Origin of the sequence: Rhizobium sp. WYCCWR10014 (genome assembly GCF_001657485.1) — a bacterium.
In the GTDB taxonomy this organism is placed as follows: Bacteria; Pseudomonadota; Alphaproteobacteria; order Rhizobiales; family Rhizobiaceae; genus Rhizobium.
The window spans coordinates 251,810-273,785 of the sequence record NZ_LXFU01000025.1; the positions used below are offsets into that span (position 1 = coordinate 251,810).

Annotated in this window: 21 protein-coding genes; 4 read left to right on the forward strand and 17 right to left on the reverse strand. The window is 61.4% G+C overall.

What is annotated here, in order from left to right:
- Nucleotides 1-35: 35 nt before the first annotated feature.
- The 6 genes from A6U98_RS06125 to A6U98_RS36645 form a co-directional block, all read right to left on the reverse strand.
- Entirely contained in the window at nucleotides 36-431 is a 396-nt protein-coding gene (locus A6U98_RS06125) for a VOC family protein (RefSeq protein WP_011650298.1), read from the reverse strand.
- A gap of 48 nt (nucleotides 432-479) precedes the next feature.
- On the reverse strand, nucleotides 480-1,229 hold the full coding sequence (locus tag A6U98_RS06130; RefSeq protein WP_064648602.1) for an ABC transporter permease: 750 nt from the start codon (nucleotides 1,227-1,229) through the stop codon (nucleotides 480-482).
- On the reverse strand, nucleotides 1,226-2,170 hold the full coding sequence (locus A6U98_RS06135) for an ABC transporter ATP-binding protein (protein ID WP_064648604.1): 945 nt from the start codon (nucleotides 2,168-2,170) through the stop codon (nucleotides 1,226-1,228). Before A6U98_RS06135 ends, A6U98_RS06130 begins: the two co-directional genes overlap by 4 nt.
- The gene (locus A6U98_RS06140; protein WP_064648606.1) at nucleotides 2,167-3,333 is read right to left on the reverse strand and encodes an ABC transporter permease; all 1,167 of its coding nucleotides are present in this window, start codon (nucleotides 3,331-3,333) and stop codon (nucleotides 2,167-2,169) included. Before A6U98_RS06140 ends, A6U98_RS06135 begins: the two co-directional genes overlap by 4 nt.
- A gap of 83 nt (nucleotides 3,334-3,416) precedes the next feature.
- Entirely contained in the window at nucleotides 3,417-4,328 is a 912-nt protein-coding gene (locus A6U98_RS06145; protein ID WP_064648608.1) for an ABC transporter substrate-binding protein, read from the reverse strand.
- 97 nt (nucleotides 4,329-4,425) lie between these two features.
- Entirely contained in the window at nucleotides 4,426-4,701 is a 276-nt protein-coding gene (locus A6U98_RS36645) for a hypothetical protein (protein WP_128400868.1), read from the reverse strand.
- A 49-nt stretch (nucleotides 4,702-4,750) separates the two neighbouring features.
- Here A6U98_RS36645 and A6U98_RS06150 point away from each other — a divergent pair, with 49 nt between their 5' ends.
- Nucleotides 4,751-5,971 (forward strand): LysR family transcriptional regulator, encoded by a 1,221-nt coding sequence (locus tag A6U98_RS06150; protein WP_064648610.1) that lies wholly within the window; start codon nucleotides 4,751-4,753, stop codon nucleotides 5,969-5,971.
- A 111-nt stretch (nucleotides 5,972-6,082) separates the two neighbouring features.
- On the opposite strand, the gene A6U98_RS06155 is transcribed toward A6U98_RS06150, so the two are convergent.
- The gene (locus A6U98_RS06155; protein ID WP_064648612.1) at nucleotides 6,083-7,144 is read right to left on the reverse strand and encodes a helix-turn-helix transcriptional regulator; all 1,062 of its coding nucleotides are present in this window, start codon (nucleotides 7,142-7,144) and stop codon (nucleotides 6,083-6,085) included.
- Nucleotides 7,145-7,523: 379 nt separating this feature from the next.
- Between A6U98_RS06155 and A6U98_RS06160 the strand changes: the two genes are divergently transcribed.
- Nucleotides 7,524-8,249, forward strand: a complete 726-nt coding sequence (locus A6U98_RS06160) for a copper homeostasis protein CutC (RefSeq protein ID WP_064648614.1) — start codon at nucleotides 7,524-7,526, stop codon at nucleotides 8,247-8,249.
- Between the two features lie 363 nt (nucleotides 8,250-8,612).
- On the opposite strand, the gene A6U98_RS06165 is transcribed toward A6U98_RS06160, so the two are convergent.
- The 8 genes from A6U98_RS06165 to A6U98_RS06200 form a co-directional block, all read right to left on the reverse strand.
- Nucleotides 8,613-8,990, reverse strand: a complete 378-nt coding sequence (locus A6U98_RS06165; protein WP_064648616.1) for a hypothetical protein — start codon at nucleotides 8,988-8,990, stop codon at nucleotides 8,613-8,615.
- Nucleotides 8,991-9,257: 267 nt separating this feature from the next.
- Nucleotides 9,258-10,277 (reverse strand): zinc-binding alcohol dehydrogenase family protein, encoded by a 1,020-nt coding sequence (locus A6U98_RS06170; protein WP_064648618.1) that lies wholly within the window; start codon nucleotides 10,275-10,277, stop codon nucleotides 9,258-9,260.
- 281 nt (nucleotides 10,278-10,558) lie between these two features.
- Nucleotides 10,559-11,533: an ABC transporter permease gene (locus A6U98_RS06175; RefSeq protein WP_018244613.1), complete on the reverse strand. Its 975-nt coding sequence runs from the start codon at nucleotides 11,531-11,533 to the stop codon at nucleotides 10,559-10,561.
- A gap of 27 nt (nucleotides 11,534-11,560) precedes the next feature.
- Entirely contained in the window at nucleotides 11,561-13,114 is a 1,554-nt protein-coding gene (locus A6U98_RS06180) for a sugar ABC transporter ATP-binding protein (RefSeq protein WP_064648620.1), read from the reverse strand.
- A gap of 107 nt (nucleotides 13,115-13,221) precedes the next feature.
- The gene (locus A6U98_RS06185; protein ID WP_064648622.1) at nucleotides 13,222-14,211 is read right to left on the reverse strand and encodes an ABC transporter substrate-binding protein; all 990 of its coding nucleotides are present in this window, start codon (nucleotides 14,209-14,211) and stop codon (nucleotides 13,222-13,224) included.
- Between the two features lie 208 nt (nucleotides 14,212-14,419).
- The gene (locus tag A6U98_RS06190) at nucleotides 14,420-14,866 is read right to left on the reverse strand and encodes an RbsD/FucU domain-containing protein (protein ID WP_064648624.1); all 447 of its coding nucleotides are present in this window, start codon (nucleotides 14,864-14,866) and stop codon (nucleotides 14,420-14,422) included.
- Nucleotides 14,867-14,875: 9 nt separating this feature from the next.
- Nucleotides 14,876-15,895 (reverse strand): aldo/keto reductase, encoded by a 1,020-nt coding sequence (locus tag A6U98_RS06195; RefSeq protein ID WP_064648626.1) that lies wholly within the window; start codon nucleotides 15,893-15,895, stop codon nucleotides 14,876-14,878.
- Between the two features lie 91 nt (nucleotides 15,896-15,986).
- Nucleotides 15,987-17,489: an altronate dehydratase family protein gene (locus tag A6U98_RS06200; protein WP_064648628.1), complete on the reverse strand. Its 1,503-nt coding sequence runs from the start codon at nucleotides 17,487-17,489 to the stop codon at nucleotides 15,987-15,989.
- A gap of 341 nt (nucleotides 17,490-17,830) precedes the next feature.
- Here A6U98_RS06200 and A6U98_RS06205 point away from each other — a divergent pair, with 341 nt between their 5' ends.
- Nucleotides 17,831-18,730, forward strand: a complete 900-nt coding sequence (locus A6U98_RS06205) for a GntR family transcriptional regulator (RefSeq protein WP_064648630.1) — start codon at nucleotides 17,831-17,833, stop codon at nucleotides 18,728-18,730.
- A gap of 60 nt (nucleotides 18,731-18,790) precedes the next feature.
- On the opposite strand, the gene A6U98_RS06210 is transcribed toward A6U98_RS06205, so the two are convergent.
- Nucleotides 18,791-19,267: a nucleoside deaminase gene (locus A6U98_RS06210; RefSeq protein ID WP_064648632.1), complete on the reverse strand. Its 477-nt coding sequence runs from the start codon at nucleotides 19,265-19,267 to the stop codon at nucleotides 18,791-18,793.
- A gap of 288 nt (nucleotides 19,268-19,555) precedes the next feature.
- Here A6U98_RS06210 and A6U98_RS06215 point away from each other — a divergent pair, with 288 nt between their 5' ends.
- Nucleotides 19,556-21,562, forward strand: coding sequence for an ABC transporter ATP-binding protein/permease (locus A6U98_RS06215; protein ID WP_064648633.1), 2,007 nt, complete (start codon nucleotides 19,556-19,558; stop codon nucleotides 21,560-21,562).
- On the opposite strand, the gene A6U98_RS06220 is transcribed toward A6U98_RS06215, so the two are convergent.
- Nucleotides 21,552-21,971, reverse strand: a complete 420-nt coding sequence (locus A6U98_RS06220) for a GFA family protein (protein ID WP_064648635.1) — start codon at nucleotides 21,969-21,971, stop codon at nucleotides 21,552-21,554. The genes A6U98_RS06215 and A6U98_RS06220 overlap by 11 nt on opposite strands.
- Nucleotides 21,972-21,976: the final 5 nt, after the last annotated feature.

A 21,976-nucleotide genomic window follows, 5' to 3' on the forward strand; every position in this document is an offset into this window, starting at 1 on the left:
TTATCTGTGGATTGGAACGTCTCGGTGGTTCGGCGTCAGAGAAACCGGCCGTGGCGCTGCAGCACCTCGATCTTGTAGCCATCGGGATCGCTGATGAAGAAGAACAGGCCGAAGAGCTTGCCGTCGCGGTTGAGCTCCACCAGTTCACCGGGCTTGAGCCCGAGCTTCGACAGCCGCTCCCGCTCGACCGCCACCTCCTCGACCGAGACGGCAAGATGGCCATAGGCATTGCCGAGGTCATAGGGCGCGGTCCGGCCCTTGTTGACGGTCAGTTCCAGCTCGAAGCCGGTCTCGGCATTGCTCATATAGATCAGCGTGAAGGTTTCGAAATCGACGCGGTCGGCGACCGAAAGGCCGAAGGCCCTCTCGTAGAATTCGACGGAGCGCGCCTCATCGAGAACGCGGATCATGGAGTGGATCATCTTCGCCAATTCTGCCTCCCATTTTCATCCATTACGGCAGTCTTGGTACTCGTCCTCTTACGCTGGGCGCAAGCCGATTCTTCGGGTGATCGCCGCTTCGACGAGACCCATGGCGTCATAGATCAGCACCGCCATCAGGCCGACGATCAGGCCGCCCTGCAGGATGAAGGCGGTATTGTCGGAGATCAGCCCGGCGATGATGACCTCGCCGAGGCCCTTTGCCGCAACCGTCGAGCCGATCGTCGCCGTGCCGATATTGATCACGGTCGCAACCTTCAGCCCTTCGAGGATCAGCGGCAGGGCAAGCGGCAGCTCGACGCGCCACAGCCGCTGCGTGCCGTTCATGCCCATGCCGTCGGCGGCATCGAGCACTTGCGGCGAAACCTGCTTCAGCCCGGCGACGGTGTTTTCGAAGATCGGCAGCAGGCCGTAGAGAAAGAGCGCGATCAGCGTCGGCATGGCGCCGAAGCCGGTGGCGGGAACGGCGAGCGCCAGCACCGCGACCGGCGGAAAGGTCTGCCCCGCATTGGCGATGGCGCGCGACAGCGGCAGGAAGTCAGCCCCGCTTTCCCGCGTCACGAAGATGCCGCCGACAACGGCAAGCACGGCGCTGCCGACGATCGAGCCGATCACCAGTTGCAGATGCCCGGCAGCCAGCGAAGCAAGGCTGTTTTGCGTATAGACGGCGGGCGCATTATTGCTGGTCAGCGGAACCAGCAGGAAGGAAAGCCACTCCGTCCTGAACAGCAGGATGAGCAACAGGGCCAGCGCCGCCAGGCGGAAGAGATTGGCGACGAGGAGCTTCATGCCTTGCGGCCCAGTTCGAGAAGCCGGGTCATTGAGATCGATCCGACAGGCGCCTTTTCGCCGTCCTGCACCGCTGCCTCGTCGACCCCCTGCCAGATCATTTCGGCGAGCGCATCACGCAGGCTGAGCGACTGCGGCAGGGCATAGGCGAGACCGCTCTTGGCCGGCTCCATGCTTTCCTTCAGCGGCAGCAGCGACATCAGCTTCAGCGCCCGGTCGGAGGTGCCGGTCAATTGCTGCACGAAGGGATCGGCGGGTTCGGTGAGGATCTTTTCCGGCGTCGAGCATTGCAGCAATCTGCCCTCGCTCATCACCGCGATCTGGTTGCCGAGATGGAAGGCCTCGTCCATGTCGTGGGTGACGAGAATAATTGTCGTGCCGAACTGCTTCTGGATCGCCAAGAGATCGTCCTGCGCCTTGCCGCGGATGACGGGATCGAGCGCCCCGAAGGGTTCGTCCATCAACAGCAGCTCCGGTTCGGCCGCCAGCGCCCGGGCCACACCGACGCGCTGCTGCTGGCCGCCGGAGAGCTGGTGCGGGTATTTGTCGGCAAATGTTGCCGGATCGAGATTGAAAAGCCCGAGCAGTTCCTCGACCCGTTTGGCAATACGGGCGGTATCCCAATCGAGAAGCTGCGGCACCGTGGCGATATTCTGCGCCACGGTCCGGTGCGGAAACAGGCCGTGGCCCTGGATCGCATAGCCGATCTTGCGGCGAAGCTCGGTCACCGGAACGTCCATCACATTCTGCCCGCCGACAAAGATTTCGCCTTCGGTGATCGGCACCAGCCGGTTGATCATCCGCATCAGCGTCGATTTGCCCGAGCCCGATGTCCCGACGATGACGGTGATCTCGCCCTTCTCGACACTCATCGAGACATTGTTGACGACGGTGGCGGCGCCGTAGCGCTTGGTGACGTTGCTGATCTCGATCATGGTCATGCGGCGGATCCCCGGATGCTGTCGATGACCGCATCGAGGATGACGGCCGATGAGAAGGCGAAGAAGACGGTCGGCACGGCGCCGAGCAGGACGAGGTCCATGGCCGTCTGGCCGAGCCCCTGGAAGATGAAGATGCCGAAGCCGCCGCCGCCGATCAGCGCGGCGATCGTCACCATGCCGATCGCCTGCACCAGTACGATGCGGATGCCGGTGAGAATGACGGGAAAGGCGAGCGGCATGTCGATTCCAGCAAGGATCTGCAAGCGCGTCAGCCCCATGCCGGCTGCCGCGTCGCGCACCGAGGGGTCGACGCCCTGCAGGCCGACGACGGTGTTGGCAACGATCGGCAGCAGCGAATAGAGCACCAGCGCAATCAAGGCCGGCGCCGTGCCGATGCCGCGAATGCCGATCGCGGCGGCGAGCGGCACGTGGGTGGCGAGGTAGCCGAGCGGCAGCATCAACAGGCCGAAGAGTGCCAGACTCGGGATCGTCTGGATGAGGCTCAGCCCCTGCAGCACGATGGCCCGCAGCTTCGGCACCCAGAAGCAGAGGATGCCGAGCGGCAGGCCGAGAACAATGGCGATGGCAAGCGAGCCGAACGCCAGCAGCAGATGCGAGATCGCTTCGGTCTCGAATTGCGGGGCCCGCGTCGAGAATTCCTTCATGATCGAAAGGCTGTCGAGCAGGCCGGAGGAGAGCGAGATGAAGAGCAGCGCCGTATAGGCTGCAAGGGCTGCGACCCGCATCCAGGGCGCCAGCCGGATTTTGACAAGCGCATCGGATATGACGAGCCCGATCACCGCAAACAGCGCCCAGAAGCCGCCGCCGGGCGTCATGCGCGCCACCGTGCTGCCGGGGGGCGTTGCCGCCGTCGAGACGAGGCCGATCGCAACGATCAGCGCCGCAAGGCAGAGCGTGGCGATGACAAGCCGCGCTATCGCATTAGCGAGGAACAGCGTGGCGAAGGCGGTGAGAAGGAGAAACACGGTCAGGATGACGACGGAAGGCTGGGGAAGAAGCTGCATCAGCAGCATCGGCTTGCCGGCGGCGATGCGGTTCGCCTTCACATAGATGAAGGGCATCAGTACTGTCGCCGCGATGCCGCCGGCCACCAGAACCACGCCGAGCCGGTCCAGCCTGCGGACCGCTAAGGTTTCTTCCATCAAATCAACCCTGTCTGGCCAACATCAGCCCAACCCTATCAGCAAAGGGGGCTCCGCCCGCAATCGGGCGGAGCGAGCGATGATTACTTCAGGAAGCCCTTTTCCTTGAGATAGGCTTCGGCAACGGATTTTGCCGGCTCGCCGTCGACCTGGATCTTGGCGTTGAGCTTGCGCAATTCGTCGGCGGTCAGGCTCTTGAAGATCGGCGAGAGCACTTCCTCGATCTTCGGATTGGCCTTCAGCACCTCTTCGCGGATGATCGGCGTCGGGGCATAGACCTGCTGCACATTCTTGTCGTCTTCGAGAACGGTGAGTTCGGCCGCTTCGATGGCGCCGTCGGTGCCGTAGACCATGGCGGTATTGACGCCGTTCGTCTGGTCGGCGGCCGCCTTGATCGTAGCCGCCGTGTCGCCGCCGGAAAGAACGACCATCTGGTCGGGCTTCAGCTGGAAGCCGTAGGTCGTCTGGAAGGCGGGAAGCGCGCCGGCCGAATTGACGAATTCGGCGGAGGCGGCAAGCTTGGCGGCACCGCCGCCGGCAACCCATTTGCCGAAGTCCGTAAGGCTCTTCAGCTTGTTCGGGCCGGCGACGTCGCTGCGCACGGCGAGCGCCCAGGTGTTGTTGGCAGGCGACGGCGTCAGCCAGACGATCTTGTTGGCGTCGTAATCGAGCTTCTTCGCCAGCTCATAACCCTGGTCGATGTTCTTCCAGGCGGCGTCATCGGCCTTGTTGAAGAAGAAGCCGGCATTGCCGGTATATTCGGGATAGATGTCGATTTCGCCGGCGGTGATCGCCTTGCGCACGACGGGTGTTGCGCCAAGCGCGATGCGGTCCTGCGTCTTGATGCCGTTCGCTTCGAGAGCGAGCGCAATGACGTTGCCGAGCAGCGTGCCTTCGGTGTCGATCTTCGACGAAACGACGACGTCGGCGGCATGGGCCGCACCCACCGCGAAGAAGGCGGAGAGCGAGACGGCAAGTGCGAGTTTCTTCAGCATGGAAAGTCCCCTTTTTCAAAACTATTGAATGTGGCCCAAGCCTCGGGCGGGAGGCCTGCGCATAGGAAATCCGCCGGCGAAGGCGACCAAGCCGCCATCATGCCGGAATTGCGTGCGTCATGGAAATAGCGTTCATGCCCGAAAAATCGATGCAAGCCCCCTCCAGTATTTGCGGTCGCGGCACGATTATGGCGGCGAATGCACCTCCGCGCGCGGAAACGCATTCCCTTTTCCAGGGCCGGCGCGATTTGTTTTTGTCCCCTTGCGTGTTTCCACGATGCTCCGGTGCTCTGTTGCGGATTCCCGCCGCCCGGATTTTTTCTATGATCGAACGATAGCCCGCCTCTCCGGAGGCAGGGATATCTTTTTTCATGAACACATCATATCGTCCGGTTTTTCCAGCGCTTTCCGGAGGTGGCCGATTGCATCTTGGTGCCCTGTTCATCGCAAGCCATGTCCTGACCTCCGGTTCGGTCCGCGAGACGGCGCGGCGCTTCCAGCTGTCGCCCTCCACCGTCTCGACGGCAATCCATAATCTCGAGACCGAACTCGCGATGAAGCTGACGGAACGCGCCTCAGGCGAGCTCGCGACGCTGATTGCGAGCGGCAGGGTGCTGGAAGGCCTGGAGCCGATCATGGCTGCGATCGGCGAGCTCGGCCGATGGGCCGGTCACGACCGTGCCGGCGCCGAGATCGACGAGGCCTGGGCATCCCGCATTCCCGTCAAGATCGTCACGATGGAGCGTTTTCTCGAAGTTGCCGACCAGGGCAGCATCAACCGGGCCGCCCGCCGCCTTCGCCTCGGTCAGCCGCAGCTTTCGCTTCAGCTTGCCAATCTTGAGAAATTTTTAGGCCATCGCCTGTTCGAGCGGCAGGCGCAGGGCTCGGTGCTGACGGAAGAGGGCAGGCGGGCCTACCAGATCTTCATGGTGATCAGCCAGGCGTGGAACGATCTCAAATCATCGGCCGACGAGCGTTATCGGCGTACCGCCCGGTCGCTGCGCATCGGCTCGATTATTCCGACCGGATCGGAAAGCTGGGTGGCCCGCTGCCTGGGCGCGCTGGTCTCGGAATGGAATGTACGCCGCAACAACAATGCGATCTCGCTGGTCTCGATGACCGCCGACGATCTGCGCGAGGCGCTGAAGAGCGGCCGCATCGATGTTGCGATCCTGGATTCGGTCTTCGGACTGGAAAACTTCCGCCATCGCGAATTGCTGCAGACCGACATGGTGGTGATCGCGCCGCCTGATAGCACCGAGACCAGCGTCGCCGATCTCGTTGCCGGCCATCCGATCTGCATGCCGAGCCCGCGCACCGGCCTCGGCCATGCGGCCATGGCCTTCAGCTACGAGCGCGCGCCCAACCGGCGCCTGCGCGGTCAGGATATTACCGCGGCGGATTCGCTGCCCGTGATCGTCGACCTCGTCGCCAATCACGGTTACGTCTCCTTCCTCGGCCGCGTCAGCGCCATGCCGATCGCCGACAAGGTGCGCATCGTCGATCTCGACGAGCACCTGCCGATGTACTATCACGTCGCCTTCAACCATCGAAAAGCCGCCGCCGATGCCTGCGACCTGCTGATCACGACCGCTGCAAAAATTGTCTTGGCACCCGTCGCGGAAAATGCCGCCTTCGCATAATGGGCTGAAGCGGACCGGTATGACGAAAATGGGCAATATGTTTACGCCAGCCCTATCCGATTCTCCGGAATGAGACCGGCCGCTTTTTTGCGAGAATGGATACGTCAGTTCTCACTTCGGCCTCTTCTTTTTGGTCTTCAGCGGCTTGATCTCCACCGCATCATCATTGTCGGGTTCATCCTCGTCGATCAGCCCGTCGTCATAACTCTCGATTTCACCCTCTTCGATTTTGTGGGTCGGGAACGAAATATAATCCAGCACGTCCGGGTTGAAGAACGCCGCGCGATGATAGCCCTCATACGGTAACCGGATCATGTGCGGTTCATCGTCATCATCGCCGCTGTAGGGATAATGGACATCAATAAGAGGTTCGATGCATTCGAAAAGGTTGCAATTGACATAGTCGATTTCTCGGCGCTTCCCGGTCGAGAACTGGACGGTCACTGTGTTAGCTAGGGCCATAATCTCCTCGGTTTCAACTGCTCGCGCGGCCTTCTCAATCGCGAGGTCCTCGGGCTTGATGGCCCCCTTGGCGACCAGCTCATCGAATTGCTCGTCAGTAATCATGATTTGGCGCTGGACACGCTCAACGTCTTCCTTAGCGAAATCCGACGTGTAATTGTCCCCGTCCTCCTCTTCATCTCGAATGGCCTCGACTATGGCCCAGTCGCGAGTGTCAGGCATCTGGATTGGCGTTGCCAGTTTGTAGTCACCATGATCGGGCCCGTAAGTGTCGTAAGCTTCACTCGAAAAATAAAACTCGGAAATTGCCTTGTGTCGGATCGCCACGGTACGGTTACCCAAGTCTTTGACAACGATGAAGCGCTTGCTGCTCTGCAACTCGCGATAGGCTTGCGCGTATGCCGCTTCCGAAATCGAAAGCACCAGTGGCTCGCCGCCACCGCCGAAATGAACCGCACACTCACCATAGTATTGTAGGTCAAGCGGAGCCTCGTCGTTGTAGAACGCTGCCTCTTTCGGCGGGTGCCGACCAAGCAATTCCAGTTCGCTGGTCTTGAAGTGCTTTGCCAACTTGACAAGGTGGCCCCTCGGGATCTCGACCTTGCCAGTTTCCCAGCGCTGATAGGTGGGTTGCGTCACGCCCGCCGCCTTAGCGGCCTGAGTCTGGGTTTCGGCATTCATGACCCGGAAATGTTTCAGCCGATTAATCATCACTTGGCTCTTCTAATGATCGACAAATTTATGCGTATATATGCGCATAAATTCGTCGATCATGCAAGGAAGTTTTCACTCGCAGCTAAACGACACAATCTACAGAAAAATTTATATGAGTTTCACTTCATCTCACGCGACGCGTTCGCTGGCGACCTATCCACAACTCGGCACTGTGCATGTCACGCGATATCGCGCTGTCGCGCGCAGCAATTCTTGTCATCCCCGGTCTTATTGCTGACAGAAGCAAGGGAGCTGAAACCTGGAGTTGGCGGTTTGTGCTACTTGACGGTAATGCCACCATCCGGGCTGATTGGCGGCCATATCGCATTTAGGCAGACAATCGAAGGCCGATGGCGGAAGAAGAAGGATTCGGAATATGACGGTTTTGCTGGAAGTCTGTGTCGATAGCGCTCAGGGCCTTGCGGCGGCAATCGAAGGCGGTGCCGGGCGCATCGAGCTCTGCTCGGCGCTGGAACTCGGCGGCCTGACGCCGCTGCCGAGTCTGATGCGGATCGCCGCTCGGGCTTCCATTCCGGTCTACGCGATGATCCGCCCTCATGCCGGTCCCTTCATCTTCGACGGGGCAGACGAGGAAGCGATGATGATCGATATCGATGCCGTGCGCGCCGCTGGCCTTGCCGGTGTCGTCATCGGCGCCAACCGGCCGGACGGCACGCTCGACATGCCGCTGATCCACCGTTTGAAGGCGCATGCGGCCGGCCTCGGCTCGACGCTGCATCGCGCCTTCGATCTGGTGCCGGATGCCGATCAAGCGTTGGAGCAGGCGGTCGAACTCGGTTGCGAACGCATCCTGACCTCCGGCTGCGCCTTGAAAGCGGCCGACGGCCTCGACACGCTGAAGCGCATTTCGGCAAAGGCGGCCGGCCGGATCGCCATCATGCCCGGCAGCGGCATCCGCCCGGCAAATGTGGGCGAGATCCTGCGGGCGACCGGCGCCCGCGAGGTCCACGGTTCCTGCAGCTCGCCGGTCGAAAGCGCCGATCCACGCGCGGTCGCCTTCGGCTTCGAGGCGAAAAGCACCAACAAGACCGATGCCGCCGTTGTCAGGCAGATGCGCAGGGCGATTGAGGCGGTGGGTTAGCCCGACTGCGGGGAGAAGGGATATGCCGCAACATCTCGATTCCCTCTTCTCCCCAGCGGGGAGAAGGTGCCCGTAGGGCGGATGAGGGGGCCGGCGAAACCGGTCTTTTCAACAACGCCTATGCGAACTTCGACCGCGCCGGTATAGTCTCGACCGTGTTCAGCGCGACTGCCGTCGGCGGGGCGGAGTAGATTTTACGTGAAGGATGTGCCGTGTGGCCCCCTCATCCGCCTGCCGGCACCTTCTCCCCGAGGGGAGAAGAGGGCATGCCGCGACGTCTCCGTTCCCGCTCGCTCTCGCAAGCTGGGGCAGCCATCGGCGCGAACCAGACACCCGGCTCTTGAACAAAGCCCAAGCGGCTCATCACTCGCGGTCGTGCACGACGCCCATGATCTCACCCCTGCGGGAGACACTCACGAGGAGATCGTCCCCGTCACGCCATGCATTGATCAGATATCGTTCACCCACGTCCTTCACATCTCTGACGCGATAACCACGCCGTTCGAGGAGGCGAACCGCATCGTCTGGCCCGAAATTGTCCCGACCCGAGCGCCATCCGCTTCGCTGGTCGTGGTGGCGATTCCATCGCTGCAGAAAGTCCGTTTCCGTCTGGTTATCGTCAGGATCAGCATAGAACTCCGATCCCTGACCTTCCTGGATGACCACCTGCGCACGAGCCGGCACCGCAAGCGGCATTGTCAGCGCAATAGCCATTGCCAAGGAAGCAATTCGCATTTTCATCGGCCGACCCTTTCCATCACTCAATTGATGAACATCTGCCGAGTATCCGGCGGCCCCCACTTATGGACATTTCCGTTTTCGTCTGTGTGCTTTTTGATTGAGAAATGTTGCGCGAAATCGCCGGCGCCGGTCTGAGTCGGAACCGCGTTGTTTCCGGGCGCACCCATCAGAAGGTCTTGTGGAAAGACCAAGGGCCAACGGCTCCCGGCGAGATTTGCCGGAAGCGTTCAAGGCAATCGCTATGCGACTTCGTACCTTGGGATTGCGCTAAGCACCGATGCGGATCACCGCCTTGATCAGCCCATTCTTCTCATGCGCCCAGCGGGCGAGATCGCGTGGCGCATCGGCGAGCGTCGTGCGGTGGGTGATGAGCTTGTCCACCGGCACCAGCCCTTTGGCGATCGAATCCGCCACATGCTCGAAATCGACGCGGGTGGCGTTACGGCTGCCGATCACCATCATCTCGCGCTTGTGGAATTCGGGATCGGAGAAGCGGATATCGTCCTTGACGACGCTGACCAGCACCAGCGCGCCGCCATGGGCGACGAAGGAGAAGGCCTTTTCCATTGAAGGGCCGTACCCCGTCGCGTCGAAGACCACGTCGAAACCGTCGCCATTGGTTTTGTCACGAACGGCGTTAGCCGTTTGCTCGTTGGCAACGATGCCGGAGGTGAAGCCGAAGCGCTCGGATGCCATCTGCAGCCGCTCGGTGCTGGTATCGAGCAGCGTCACCTCATGGCCTGCGATGCGCGAGAAGATCGCCGCCCCGAGGCCGATCGGCCCGGCGCCGATGACGAGCGCCCGCGCTCCGGCGCCGGTCATCGAGCGGCGCACCGCATGGGCGCCGATCGCCAGGAACTCGGTGGTCGCCGCCGCTTCGAGGCTTACACCTTCGGCGGCATAGAGGTTCTCGGCCGGAACCGAAATCTCCTCGCAGAAGGCGCCGTCGGTATGGACGCCGAGCACCTTGATATTGGTGCAGCAATTCGGCTTGCCCTGACGGCAGGCAATACATTGCCCACAGGAGAGATAGGGATTGACGATGACAGGCGTGCCGACGGCGATAGTGACGCCGTCGCCCGCTTCCAGCACCGTTGCCGAGATCTCATGCCCCATCACCCGGGGATATTCGAGGAAGGGATGTTTGCCCTCGAAGATGTGGTAGTCGGTGCCGCAGATGCCGACATGGCTGACGGCAAGCCGCACCCAGCCGGCGGCGGGAGCCGCTGGCGAAGGACGCTCGACGATATCGAGCACGCCGGGCTCCCGGCAAAGAACTGCTTTCATGACGGGTCTCACATTCTTCGTTCTTTACTCTGTGTCGTGCCACTGCTGTTCGTTCGTGCAGGTAGCTGCCCCTCACCCTAGCCCTCTCCCCGTAAACGGGGCGAGGGGACGTGCCCTGCACGACGTCAATGGGGACGGACAGGTTTGCGGCATTTGCCCTTCTCCCCGCGAGCGGGGGTCCGAAGGACGGGTCGAGACCTGTGGCTCGACCCCGGTTGGTGCCGGCAGGCGGATGAGGGGCAGGCGGCGATCTCCCCGAGCGGCGATCTCCTGCTCGCCTCTCAATTGCTCTTGCGGCGGCGCAGCTGGTCGAAGAACACGATCACGATGATCAGCAGACCGGTGATGATACGCTGCCAGAAGGAGTTGACGTTCAGAAGGTTTGCGCCGTTGTTGATGGTGGCGAGGATGAACGCGCCGATCAGCGGGCCGTGCACAGAGCCGACCGCGCCGAAAAGGCTGGTGCCGCCGATAACGGAGGAGGCGATCGCCTGCAGTTCCCAGCCGTCGGCCTGTGTCGCATTGCCGATCGCGATGCGCGAGGCGAGCAGCACGCCGACGAAGGCGGCGAAGGAGGCCGAGAGGATATAGGCAAGGTAGATCATGCCCTTGACGTTGACGCCGGAAAGGCGCGCCGCCTCGGCATTCGAACCGACCGCGAAGAGATAGCGGCCCCAGCGGCTCAGATGCAGGAAGATGAAGGAGGGGACCGCCACCAGGATGACCATCCAGAACAAGCTCGGAATACTGAGCAGATCGGCGCGGGCGAAATTGCTGAAGCCCTCATTGGTGATGTTGATCGTCGAACCGTTGGTGATCAAGAGGCCGATGCCGCGCAGCGATGTCAGGGTTGCCAGCGTGATGATGAATGGCGGCAGGCCCATATGCACGATGCCGAAGCCATGGAAGGCGCCGATCGCCACACCCATGAGCAGCGTCAGCGCGATCGCACCCCAGACCGGTACGCCCGCCTGCAGCAGCCAGGCGATGATCACCGTGCAGAAGCCGACGATGGCGCCGACCGAAAGGTCGATGCCGGCGGTGATGATAACGAAGGTTTGGCCGAGTGCGAGGATCGCCGTCATCGCGCCCTGACGCAGCAGGTTCGAGATGTTGAGCGGCGTCCAGAAGCTCGGGGTGACAACGGCGAGCACGATCCAGAGGAAGATCAGCAGGCCGATCAGCGTCAGGCCGAACAGGATGTTCATTTTCCGGCGCGGCGGCGGTGCGACGATTTCTGTGGGGGTGGCAGTCATGAATTTTCTCCCTCTTATTCTTTTGGCTCAGACGCCGATCGCTTCGCTGAGCACTTGTTCATGCGTCGCCGCGTGGAAATCATGGCTCGCGACGAGCCTGCCGGCGCGGAAGACGTGCAGCCGGTCGGCCAGTTCATAGACCTCGGGCAGGTAGGAGGAGATCAGGATGATGCCCGCGCCGTCCTTCAGAAGCTTGGCGAACAGCCGGTAGATTTCCGCCTTGGTGCCGACGTCGACGCCGACGGTGGGTTCGTCGAAGATGAACAGCTGGGCGCCGTGGCTCAGCCATTTGCCGATGACGATCTTCTGCTGGTTGCCGCCCGACATGCTGGAGGCCGGAACGCGCCGGCTCGGCGTCTTGATGCTGAGATCGCGGATCTGCTTGTCGGCATTGGCCGATTCGCGTGCGTGATTGATGACGGGGCCGTGGCTGAGGCGCCCGAACACCGGCAGGTTGATGTTGAGGCCGATCGGCAGGTTGAGGCAGAGCCCCTGGTCGCGCCGGCTTTCGGGCGCGAGCGCAATGCCGAGTTCCATGGCGGTGCGTTCGTTGCGAATATCGACACGTTTGCCCCTCCAGTGGATTTCGCCGGCGCTGATCGGCTGGCGTCCGTAGAGGCCGAGCGCGAATTCGCTGCGGCCGGCGCCGATCAGCCCGTAGAGGCCGACGATCTGTCCTGCCTTGACGCTGAGCGACACGTCTTCGAAACCAGGGCCGGAGAGGCCCTTGACCTCGACGATCGTCTCGCCGATCGCAATCTCTTCCTTGTGGTAGATCTGCTCGATCGAGCGGTTGATCATCAGCGCGATCAGCTCGGCATCGTTGGTCTCGCCGATCAGGCGCGTCCCGACATGCGTGCCGTCGCGCAGCACCGAGACACGGTCGGCAAGCTCGAACACTTCCTCCATGCGATGGCTGATATAGACGATGGTGACGCCTTCGCCCTGCAGCCGGCGGATCAGCTTGAAGAGCTGTGCCGATTCCTGGCGCGTCAGATAGGCGGTGGGTTCATCGAAGATCAGGAACTGCGTGCCGCGCATCGCCGCGCGCGCCGTCGCCACCAGCTGCTGCTGGCCGATCGTCAGCGAGCTTAAGAGCGCACCGGCCGGCAGGCCGAAGCCGAGATCGTCGAGCACGGCCTGCGCCATCTTCTCCATCTGCTTCTTGCGCATCAGGCCGAAGCGGTTGACCTCGTCGCCGAGAAAGAGATTGGCGGCGACCGTCAGGTGCCGGCATAGCACGACTTCCTGGTGCACGGCGTTGATGCCGCGGGCAATCGTCTCGTTCGGCGTCGCCAGCGCCACCGGCTGGCCGCACCACAACACCTCGCCGGCGGTGCGGGTGATGACGCCTGTCAGCAATTTGATGAGGGTGGATTTGCCGGCGCCGTTCTCTCCGACGATGGCGTGGATTTCACCGGCAAGAAAGGTCAGCGTCGCTGGCTTCAGCGCCTGCACATGACCGTAATTCTTCTGCAGGCCCTTGAGTTCGAGGATAGGCGATCCGGCGGGAATTCGATTGGCTTCTTTCAGCGTCGCGCTGTCATCATGGCGATGACTGACCTCTTCCAGTCCGATCATGGACCTCTCCTCCTTGTGTCGCCTCTGCTCTCCATCCCGCACAAAACATACCACGGATGGAAAAGGCCGCGCCGGTTTTTGAAGCCGGCGCGGCCTGTCTGTTTTTGTTACTTGATCTTCGGGTTCAGCAGCGCGTCGATCTTCGGATCGGCCATGTTCGCCTTGGTGACGAGATTGGCACCGGTGTCGACATTCTCTTCGACCTTCTCGCCCTTGGAGACGGCAAGAGCGGTCTTGATGCCGTCATAGCCCATGCGATAGGGGTCCTGAACGACGAGGCCGGCGATCGCGCCGTCCTTGAGGAAGCCCACCGTCTTGTCGTCGCTGTCGAAGCCGATGACCTTGATCTTGTCGCCAAGCTTGTTTTCGGCGATCGCCTGGCCAACGCCCTGCGCCAGGATGAGGTTCGAGGCGAAGACGCCGACGAGGTTCGGGTTGGCCGTGATCAGGTCGGTCATCATGTTGAGGCCGGTCGTCGCCTGGCCATCGCCGTACTTGTCGGCAATGACCTTAAGACCCGGATACTTGGTCTTCACCTGATCCAGGAAGCCTTCGCGGCGCTGCTCCAGCGAGCCGACGCCGGGAAGATTGGTAAGGATGACGATATCGCCTTCTTCCTTGCCGGTCATCTCCTTGATGGCGGCGGCCAGGCCGTCAGCGGCGATGCGGCCGCCCTGAACGTTGTCGGTCGTCAGGAACGACTTGAACGCCTTGGAGTCGGCGCCTGAGTCGATGCCGATGATCGGAACCGACTTGGCCGCTTCATCGATCGGCTTGCCGAGCGCCTTGAATTCGGTCGGCGAAATGACGACGGCGGCCGGCTTGCCGGCAACGGCGTTCTCCAGAATGCTGATCTGGCCGTTGACGTCGGACTCGGCCTGTGCGCCGAGTTCCGGCACGTTGACGCCGAGATCCTTGCCGGCCTTGCGGGCACCGGCCAGAACGATCTGCCAGTAGAAGGACGTCGTGTCCTTGACGATGATCGGGATCGTCACGTCGGCGGCAAACGACGGTGCCGGCATCGCCGTGGCGATGACTGCGGCACCCGCAAGCGCGGTAAAGGCGCGGCGGGACAGAAGGGATTTCACGATACTCATAAGGGTTCTCCTCTCAGGGTGCGTTCTCCTCCAAATAAATCGGCCGCTGAACGCAGGCGGACGATTTTTATCGATAAAAAACATTTGCCAGGTGAAGCTAGCCGAGGCGCAATCAAATTGCAAGTGCGCAAAACCGGCTTTTTTTCTTTGGTAAACTCCCGCCAAGCAACTGATTTTATTCCAATACCACGATACCCTAAAATAGGGATCAGGCCATGTCGACCTCATCAGGATGGACGACGCCTTTTTTCAAAATCAGGTTGCCGTACAGCCGAAATTCCGTCGTCGCGACGATGTAGGTGGCCTTGCGGGCCATCGCATAAAACGCAAAACGCTCCACCGGCACGATGCGGAAATCGCCGGCATGTTTGGAAACGATCTGCTGGAATTCGGTGCAGACCTCCGGCATCGCATCGGGATCGCCGACCACCTCCATCCGCCACGCCGCTTCCGGCACGAAGGTGTCGAGCGGCATATGGGTCAGGATGGCCTTGGCCATGTCCGTGGCGCCGACGCCGTCGGCGCGGATGACCGGCGGACCCATCGAGCCCGAGGGAAAATTGGCGTCCGATATGACGATATCGTCGCCATGTCCCATGGTCTTCAATGCATGGAGCAGGTCGGGGCCAAGCAGCGGATGAATACCCTTGAGCATAGTCTCTCCTCAGACTCGGACGGCTTCGGCGCCGAGCGGCGGCGCGACCAGCGTATAGGGTTCGAATTCGGCATAGATGTCGTCGGCAAGCCGCGGCTCGACGATCTCCATGTTGCGCGTCAGGCTCGAAGGCTTGGCCGTGCCGATCAGCACCGATGCGACGATCGCCTCGCGCAGCGGAAACTGCAGGGCGGGCGCTGCCAGCGGCACGCCGTGGCTTTTGGCGATCGCCTCCATGGCGCCGACCTTGGCAAGCACGTCGTCATCAGCCGGCATATAGTCGAAATGCGAACCCGGCACCGGGCCGGTGGCGAGGATGCCGGAATTGAAGACGCCGCCGACGACGAGCGAGGTGCCCTTCTGCCGGCAGAGCGGCAGCAGTTCGGCGACGGCCGAGCGGTCGAGCAGCGTGTAGCGGCCGGCGAGCAGGATGCAGTCGAGATCGGAATGGCGCATGACGTCGAGGCAGACGGGCACTTCGTTGACGCCGAGGCCGAAGGCGGAGATCGCGCCAGACGACTTGAGTTCCTCCAGCGCCTTCACGCCGGAATCGAGAAACTGCTTCTGGTGGACCGCATTCTTCGCCGCGCCATGTGTGTAGACGCCGAGATCGTGCACATAGAGAATATCGATGCGGTTGAGGCCGAGACGCGCATAGCTGAACTCGACCGAGCGCATGATGCCGTCATAGGAATAGTCGTAATCGGCATCGAAGGAGAGCGGGTCGACATAGCTGTAATCAGGCACGGTGCCGGTCGGCACCGGCCGAAGCAGCCGGCCGACCTTGGTGGACAGCACGTAAGAGCCGTCCGGCTGGTCGCGCAGGAAATCGCCGACCCGCCGCTCGGCAAGGCCGAGCCCATACCAGGGCGCCACGTCGAAATAGCGAATGCCGCTATCCCAGGCCGCCTGCAGCGTATCGATCGCCTGCTCGCGCGGGCATGCGCGGTAGAGACCGCCGAGAGCGGCTGCGCCGAAACTGATTTCGGTCACTTCCAGCTTGGTCTTGCCGATCCGTCTCGTCTTCATCATTCCTCCTCACGAAGAAGCTGAACTATCTGGAGCAATCCCAGGAAAAGTGTGAAGCGGTTTTCCGTCCGGGATTGCGTAAAATCAAAGATTACAGCGTCGCACCGAGATGCCAGGGCACGAATTCATTGTCGCCGTAGCCGAAGAGCTCGCTCTTGGTCTTCTTGCCCGAGGCCGTATCGACGATGAGGTCGAAGATCTCGCGGCCCTTGCCGCTGATCGTCGCATCGCCGGTGGCGATCGTGCCGCAATCGATGTCCATGTCCTCTTCCATCGAGGCATAGAGCGCCGAATTGCTGGAAAGCTTCAGCGACGGCGCCGGCCGACAGCCAAAGCAGCTGCCGCGACCTGTGGTAAAGGCGATCATGTTCGCCCCGCCCGCCACCTGGCCGGTTGCCGAGACCGGGTCGTAGCCGGGCGTGTCCATGAAGACGAGGCCGGGGGCCGTGACCCGCTCGGCATAACCATAGACCGCCGTCAGCGGCGAGCGCCCGCCCTTGGCGACGGCGCCGAGCGACTTTTCGAGAATGGTCGTCAGCCCGCCGCGCTTGTTGCCGGGCGAGGGGTTGTTGTCGAGCGAGGCGCCGTGGAGAGCGACGTACTCTTCCCACCAGGCGATCTTGTCGTCGAGCTTCTTTGCCACCTCGTCGCTGACGGCGCGGCTGCGCAGCAGATGTTCCGCACCATAGATTTCCGAGGTTTCCGACAGGATCGCCGTGCCGCCGGCGGCCGCCAGCAGGTCGGCCGCGACACCCAGCGCCGGATTGGCGGTGATGCCGGAAAAGCCGTCCGAGCCGCCGCATTGCAGGCCGATGATGATCTCACCGATCGACATCGGTACGCGCTTTTCCTTGCCGACATCGGCGGCGATCTCGCGCAGCATGCCCATGGCGCGCTCGACCGCGCGGCGCGAACCGCCGGCATCCTGGATGTTGAAATGCCGCTTCGAGGCACCCGCACCGCTCTGGCCGTACAGCGTCAGCTGGTTGACCTCGCAGCCGAGGCCGATCATCAGCACGCCGCCGAAATTTACATGCCTTGTATAGCCGGCGAGCGTCCGGTGCAGCACGTTCATGCCGTCGCCGGTCGAGCTCATGCCGCAGCCCTGGTCGTGCACGATCGGCACGAAACCGTCGATGCCTTCATAATGCGGCAGGATCGTCCGGTTTGCCTCGTCGGCGATTGCCCGGCAGACCGTGGTGGAACAGTTCACGCTGGCGATGATGCCGATATAGTTGCGGGTCGCGGCCCGTCCGTCGGCGCGGCGATACCCCATGAAGGTGCGCCCCACGTCGTCGGCCGACGCTGTTTCCGGTGCCGAATTGGCGGTCGCCGCCAGCCGGTCGTTTTCGAAATGCAGGTTGTGGCTGTGCACATGATCGCCGGCCTTGACCTCGGCCGTGGTGCGGCCGATCGCCTGTCCGTATTTCACCACGGGCGACCCAAGCGGAATATCCGCTATCGCCACCTTGTGGCCGGGGTCGATCTTCTCACGGGTCTGAATGCCGGCAACCGTCGAACCCGGCGCGATTGCCGCCGTTGCGACCGCGACATTGTCGCCGGCCGAAAGGATGATCCAAGGCAGTTTGTCCAAGTCTCTATCTCCCTAAAGCATGATGCCGAAAAGTGTCAGCGGTTTTCGGACGACATCAGGCTCTAACTCTTTAATTTAAAACAGGATTCAGATTTTTAGGCCATCCCACCTAAAATCATCCTGTTCTATCGAAAGGCTCGCTACATCGGCGAAAGCGCATTGATTTTGTTTTTTATCTACAATAAACATTTTCAAGTCAACGGGAATATTGATCCTGTGGACGAGGGAGGCAATGAGCCGCAGGCGACCGGAAATAAGCTAAAGGTCGTTTGAACAAGCCCCGGTCCGCTCCGTCCTGCTTTGAAGCGGGGCACGGTCACGAGGGCGGAAAGCGGGGTCTGGTGGCAAGGCAGAATACGGTCTTCAAGGAAGCCTACAATAGGTATGCCGTAGCCCTGCGCACGGATACGGCGCTGCCCTCGGAACCGGAGATCGCCGCCCAACTCGGCGTCAGCCGCTCGACGGCGCGCGCCATCCTGACGCGGTTGAGCGAAGAAGGCATCATCCGCTGGAACAAGCGTCAGAAGATCGTGCTGCGCCAACCGACTGACCACGACCTCTTTCCCTCCGAAGAAACCGACTCCCTGCATGACATCATCGAGCGCAGCTTCATGCAGCGCATCCTTGCCGATGATGCAGCACCTGGCATGCAGATCAATGAATTGGAGCTTGCCCGCGAGATCGGCACCGGCACCACCAGCGTGCGCGAATTCCTGATACGTTTCTCCCGCTTCGGCCTCATCGAGAAACGCCCGAACAGCCACTGGACGCTCAAAGGCTTCACCCGCGAATTTGCCCTCGAACTTGCCGATGTGCGCGAGATGTTCGAGCTGCATTCCGCCGCCGAATTCGGCCGGCTTTCCAGGGATAATCAGAGCTGGGCGGATCTTGCCGCCATTCGCGACGAACATCACGCCATGCTTGCCGACATCAACCAGCGCTTCAAGGATTTCTCCGTCCTCGACGAGCGCTTCCACTTGCTGATCCACCGCGCCTCGAAGAACCGCTTCATCGCCGATTTCTACGACGCCATCGCCATCGTCTTCCACTATCACTACCAGTGGAACAAGGCCGCCGCCCGCCAGCGCAACGAGCGCGCCATCCACGAACATCTGGATTATATCGCAGCCTTGGAATCCGGCGACCAGGCGGCGATCGAAACCGCCTGCCGCGCGCATCTGCACTCCGCCCGCCAGACCCTGCTGCAATCCCTGCCGCAGATCGCCACCGAAACCGCCTGAGCCGGCGAGGGCAACTCCAGGCACCGCCGTGCTCGTCAGCGGCATTTCGGACGAAAGAGACTATACCTTGCCCAGATGCTTCGGCCAGAATTCCTGATGGACTGCGGCGGCTTCGTCTTCGAGGTTCGGGTCCGGGCCAACCACAGTGACGATGCGTGCGCCGGTTTGCAACACCGCCCGGCTCGGCACGTTCAACCCGATCCCGGCGATCTCGCCAAGCCGCGTTTCGGAGCACGCAAACACCATGCGCCCGATGCCCGACCAGTAAATCGCCCCGGAGCACATCGCGCACGGCTCCGTGCTGGTGTAGAGCGTGCAGCCGGCGAGAAAAGCCGTGTCGTAGTGTTGTGCCGCCAGTTTGACCAGGTTCATCTCGGCGTGGTTCGTCATATCGTGGCCGGTGAAGACGCTGTTTTCGGCGCGCAGGATGATTTTGCCGTCCCTCACCAGCACCGAGCCAAACGGTTCGTCGCCGTTTTCCACCGCGGATTTCGAGAGCGCAATCGCCTCGCGCAAAAACGGCTCGTGGTTTTCCATCAGGATTTCCCCAGACACTAGGCCGGATGATCTTCTCTTGAATCGAAGGGATTTCCAAGGGGCGGCAAATCAGATTCAAGATGCTAGCTGGGTGGAGCTTCATCCTGCCGCCGGTCGCCATCGCAATGATCCAGAACGCGGCGAACGACAGCTACGTCAAGAGCTCAGACACGGCGCAATAGCGACAGTGCGGCCACGGTCTTCCCTCATTTTCTCGACAAGCCCTCCGACGCCACGTTCGCTACCGGCCTCATGAAACATTTCGATGTGTAAGCCGTTATCGCGCTTATGACCGACGCTAAACTCAAACCGAAATCGGTCGACGGCACCGAACCGCACGGTGCCGGGAACTCGCCCCAGGAGACGGCATCGACTGTCGAGGTCATGCTGCCGCCAGATGCCATCGAACCCGATCCGGAGTTGACGCCTGAGGAGGCCGAGCAGGCGCGCAGGCGGTATCTGCTTAAGCGTTTCTGGATCAGCGCGCGCCGTTACTGGGGCCGCGGTGGCGACAAATTCGCGTGGCCCTTCTCGATCGGGCTATTGGCGATGATCTGCATGAATGTCGGCTTCCAGTACGGAATCAATCTGTGGAACCGCGGGATCTTCGACGCCATAGAGCGACACGATGCCGGCACCGTCTATTTCCTGAGCGCCGTATTCGTGCCGCTCGTGCTCGGAACTGTCGCCATTGTCACCATACAAGTCGCCGTTCGCATGATGATCCAACGTCGCTGGCGTTCCTGGCTGACAACAGCAGTCATCGCGCGCTGGCTCGCAAACGGCCGTTACTATCAGTTGAATCTTATCGGCGGCGACCACAAGAATCCCGAAGCGCGCATTTCCGAGGATTTGCGGATTGCCACCGAAGCACCCGTCGATTTCATCGCCGGCGTCATTTCCGCATTTCTGGCGGCCTCGACCTTCATCGTGGTGCTCTGGACGATCGGCGGGGCCCTCACTCTGCCGATTGCAGGTTTCACCGTTACCATTCCCGGCTTTCTCGTCGTCACTGCGGTCCTCTACGCCGCGATCACCTCTACTTCGATGGCGGTCATCGGCCGCTATTTCGTCCACGTCTCCGAGGCCAAAAATCAGGCTGAAGCCGAGTTTCGCTACACGCTGACGCATGTCAGGGAAAACGGCGAGAGCATCGCGCTTCTCGGTGGCGAAGAGGAGGAGCGTAACGACCTCGAGAAGACCTTCGCCAATGTGCTGAAGCAATGGGCGCTCCTTGCCCGCCAGCATATGCGCACGACGCTTGTGTCGCATGGATCGATGCTGATTGCGCCTGTCGTGCCGGTCCTGCTTTGCGCACCAAAATTTCTCGAAGGCAGCATGACCCTTGGACAGGTCATGCAGGCCGCCTCTGCTTTTGCCATCGTTCAGGGCGCGTTCGGCTGGCTGGTCGACAACTATCCCCGTCTTGCCGATTGGAATGCCTGTGCACGGCGCGTCGCCTCGCTGATGATGTCGCTCGACGGGTTGGAGCGCGCCGAACAGAGCGACTCGCTCGGGCGCATCAAGCATGGCGAAACCGAAGGCGAGGCGATGCTTAGCCTCAACGATCTCTCCGTGTCGCTTGACGATGGCACCGCAGTGGTCACGGAAACCCGGGTCGAGATCGAACCCGGCGAGCGGGTGCTTGTGTCAGGCGAATCCGGGTCGGGCAAGAGCACGCTGGTAAGGGCCATCGCAGGTCTCTGGCCGTGGGGCGGCGGCAGCGTCAATTTCCATGCCGACAGGCGATTGTTCATGTTGCCGCAACGGCCCTATATCCCTTCGGGCACGCTTCGCCGTGCGGTCGCCTATCCCGGGGCCGCCGATAGTTGGCCGTTGGATGAGATCAAGGCGGCGCTCGACAAGGTGGGACTGGACTATCTGAACGACAAGATCGAGGAAGAGGCGCCCTGGGACCAGACCTTGTCGGGTGGCGAAAAGCAGCGGCTCGCCTTTGCGCGTCTGCTGCTGCACCAACCCGATATCATCGTGCTGGATGAAGCAACGGCAGCACTCGATGAGAAGAGCCAGGATAAGATGATGCAGATGGTGATCGATGAATTGCCTGAAGTCACCATCCTAAGCGTCGCGCATCGCGCTGAGCTGGAAGTCTTCCATAGCCGCAAGATCACGCTCGAGCGGCGCGAAGGCGGCGCAAAGCTCGTCAGCGATATCGATCTGATCAAGCGCAAGAGAAAACGGAACTTGCTGTCACGCGTTTTGGAGAAGCGCCGGTCCCTGCCGAAAGGCAACACGACCGCGAGCAAGGGGCCGCAGCCTCAGACTAGAAATTGAAGGCCGCTCGCGGGTGAGCAACAGTTGCCCATTGCTCATTCTGGGGCAGGTCGTCGGTGATGTCGTAGTAGTCGCCTTTGTCAGCGACAAAGATATGCATTTTCAGTTTGGTTTCGGTCGGTCCATCAAATGCACCCATCGCGACAGCAATCCAGTCGTGGTGGGGTGGATCCCAAAATAGCGATGATCCACATACTCCGCAAAATCCACGCCTCACTTTTTCTGAGGATTGGTACCAGGTGACACTTTCACCTCCCTGAATGGTGATCTGACGCCTTGGCACGTCGGTTGAAGCGAAAAAGTGGCCGGAGTGTTTTCGGCATTTGGAGCAATGGCACGCATCCGGCGCTCGCAGATCGCCTTCGATCTCAAAAGTTACCGCGCCACAGAGGCAGGATCCTTTATGCATAAGCC

Excerpts from the sequence above, each read along its gene's own strand:
- A6U98_RS06130 (WP_064648602.1), bottom strand. The coding sequence starts at position 1,229 with ATGAAGCTCCTCGTCGCCAATCTCTTCCGCCTGGCGGCGCTGGCCCTG.
- A6U98_RS06135 (WP_064648604.1), bottom strand. The coding sequence starts at position 2,170 with ATGACCATGATCGAGATCAGCAACGTCACCAAGCGCTACGGCGCCGCC.
- A6U98_RS06140 (WP_064648606.1), bottom strand. The coding sequence starts at position 3,333 with ATGGAAGAAACCTTAGCGGTCCGCAGGCTGGACCGGCTCGGCGTGGTT.
- A6U98_RS06145 (WP_064648608.1), bottom strand. The coding sequence starts at position 4,328 with ATGCTGAAGAAACTCGCACTTGCCGTCTCGCTCTCCGCCTTCTTCGCG.
- A6U98_RS36645 (WP_128400868.1), bottom strand. The coding sequence starts at position 4,701 with ATGAAAAAAGATATCCCTGCCTCCGGAGAGGCGGGCTATCGTTCGATC.
- A6U98_RS06155 (WP_064648612.1), bottom strand. The coding sequence starts at position 7,144 with ATGATTAATCGGCTGAAACATTTCCGGGTCATGAATGCCGAAACCCAG.
- A6U98_RS06160 (WP_064648614.1), top strand. The coding sequence starts at position 7,524 with ATGACGGTTTTGCTGGAAGTCTGTGTCGATAGCGCTCAGGGCCTTGCG.
- A6U98_RS06165 (WP_064648616.1), bottom strand. The coding sequence starts at position 8,990 with ATGAAAATGCGAATTGCTTCCTTGGCAATGGCTATTGCGCTGACAATG.
- A6U98_RS06170 (WP_064648618.1), bottom strand. The coding sequence starts at position 10,277 with ATGAAAGCAGTTCTTTGCCGGGAGCCCGGCGTGCTCGATATCGTCGAG.
- A6U98_RS06175 (WP_018244613.1), bottom strand. The coding sequence starts at position 11,533 with ATGACTGCCACCCCCACAGAAATCGTCGCACCGCCGCCGCGCCGGAAA.
- A6U98_RS06180 (WP_064648620.1), bottom strand. The coding sequence starts at position 13,114 with ATGATCGGACTGGAAGAGGTCAGTCATCGCCATGATGACAGCGCGACG.
- A6U98_RS06185 (WP_064648622.1), bottom strand. The coding sequence starts at position 14,211 with ATGAGTATCGTGAAATCCCTTCTGTCCCGCCGCGCCTTTACCGCGCTT.
- A6U98_RS06190 (WP_064648624.1), bottom strand. The coding sequence starts at position 14,866 with ATGCTCAAGGGTATTCATCCGCTGCTTGGCCCCGACCTGCTCCATGCA.
- A6U98_RS06195 (WP_064648626.1), bottom strand. The coding sequence starts at position 15,895 with ATGAAGACGAGACGGATCGGCAAGACCAAGCTGGAAGTGACCGAAATC.
- A6U98_RS06210 (WP_064648632.1), bottom strand. The coding sequence starts at position 19,267 with ATGGAAAACCACGAGCCGTTTTTGCGCGAGGCGATTGCGCTCTCGAAA.
- A6U98_RS06215 (WP_064648633.1), top strand. The coding sequence starts at position 19,556 with ATGACCGACGCTAAACTCAAACCGAAATCGGTCGACGGCACCGAACCG.
- A6U98_RS06220 (WP_064648635.1), bottom strand. The coding sequence starts at position 21,971 with ATGCATAAAGGATCCTGCCTCTGTGGCGCGGTAACTTTTGAGATCGAA.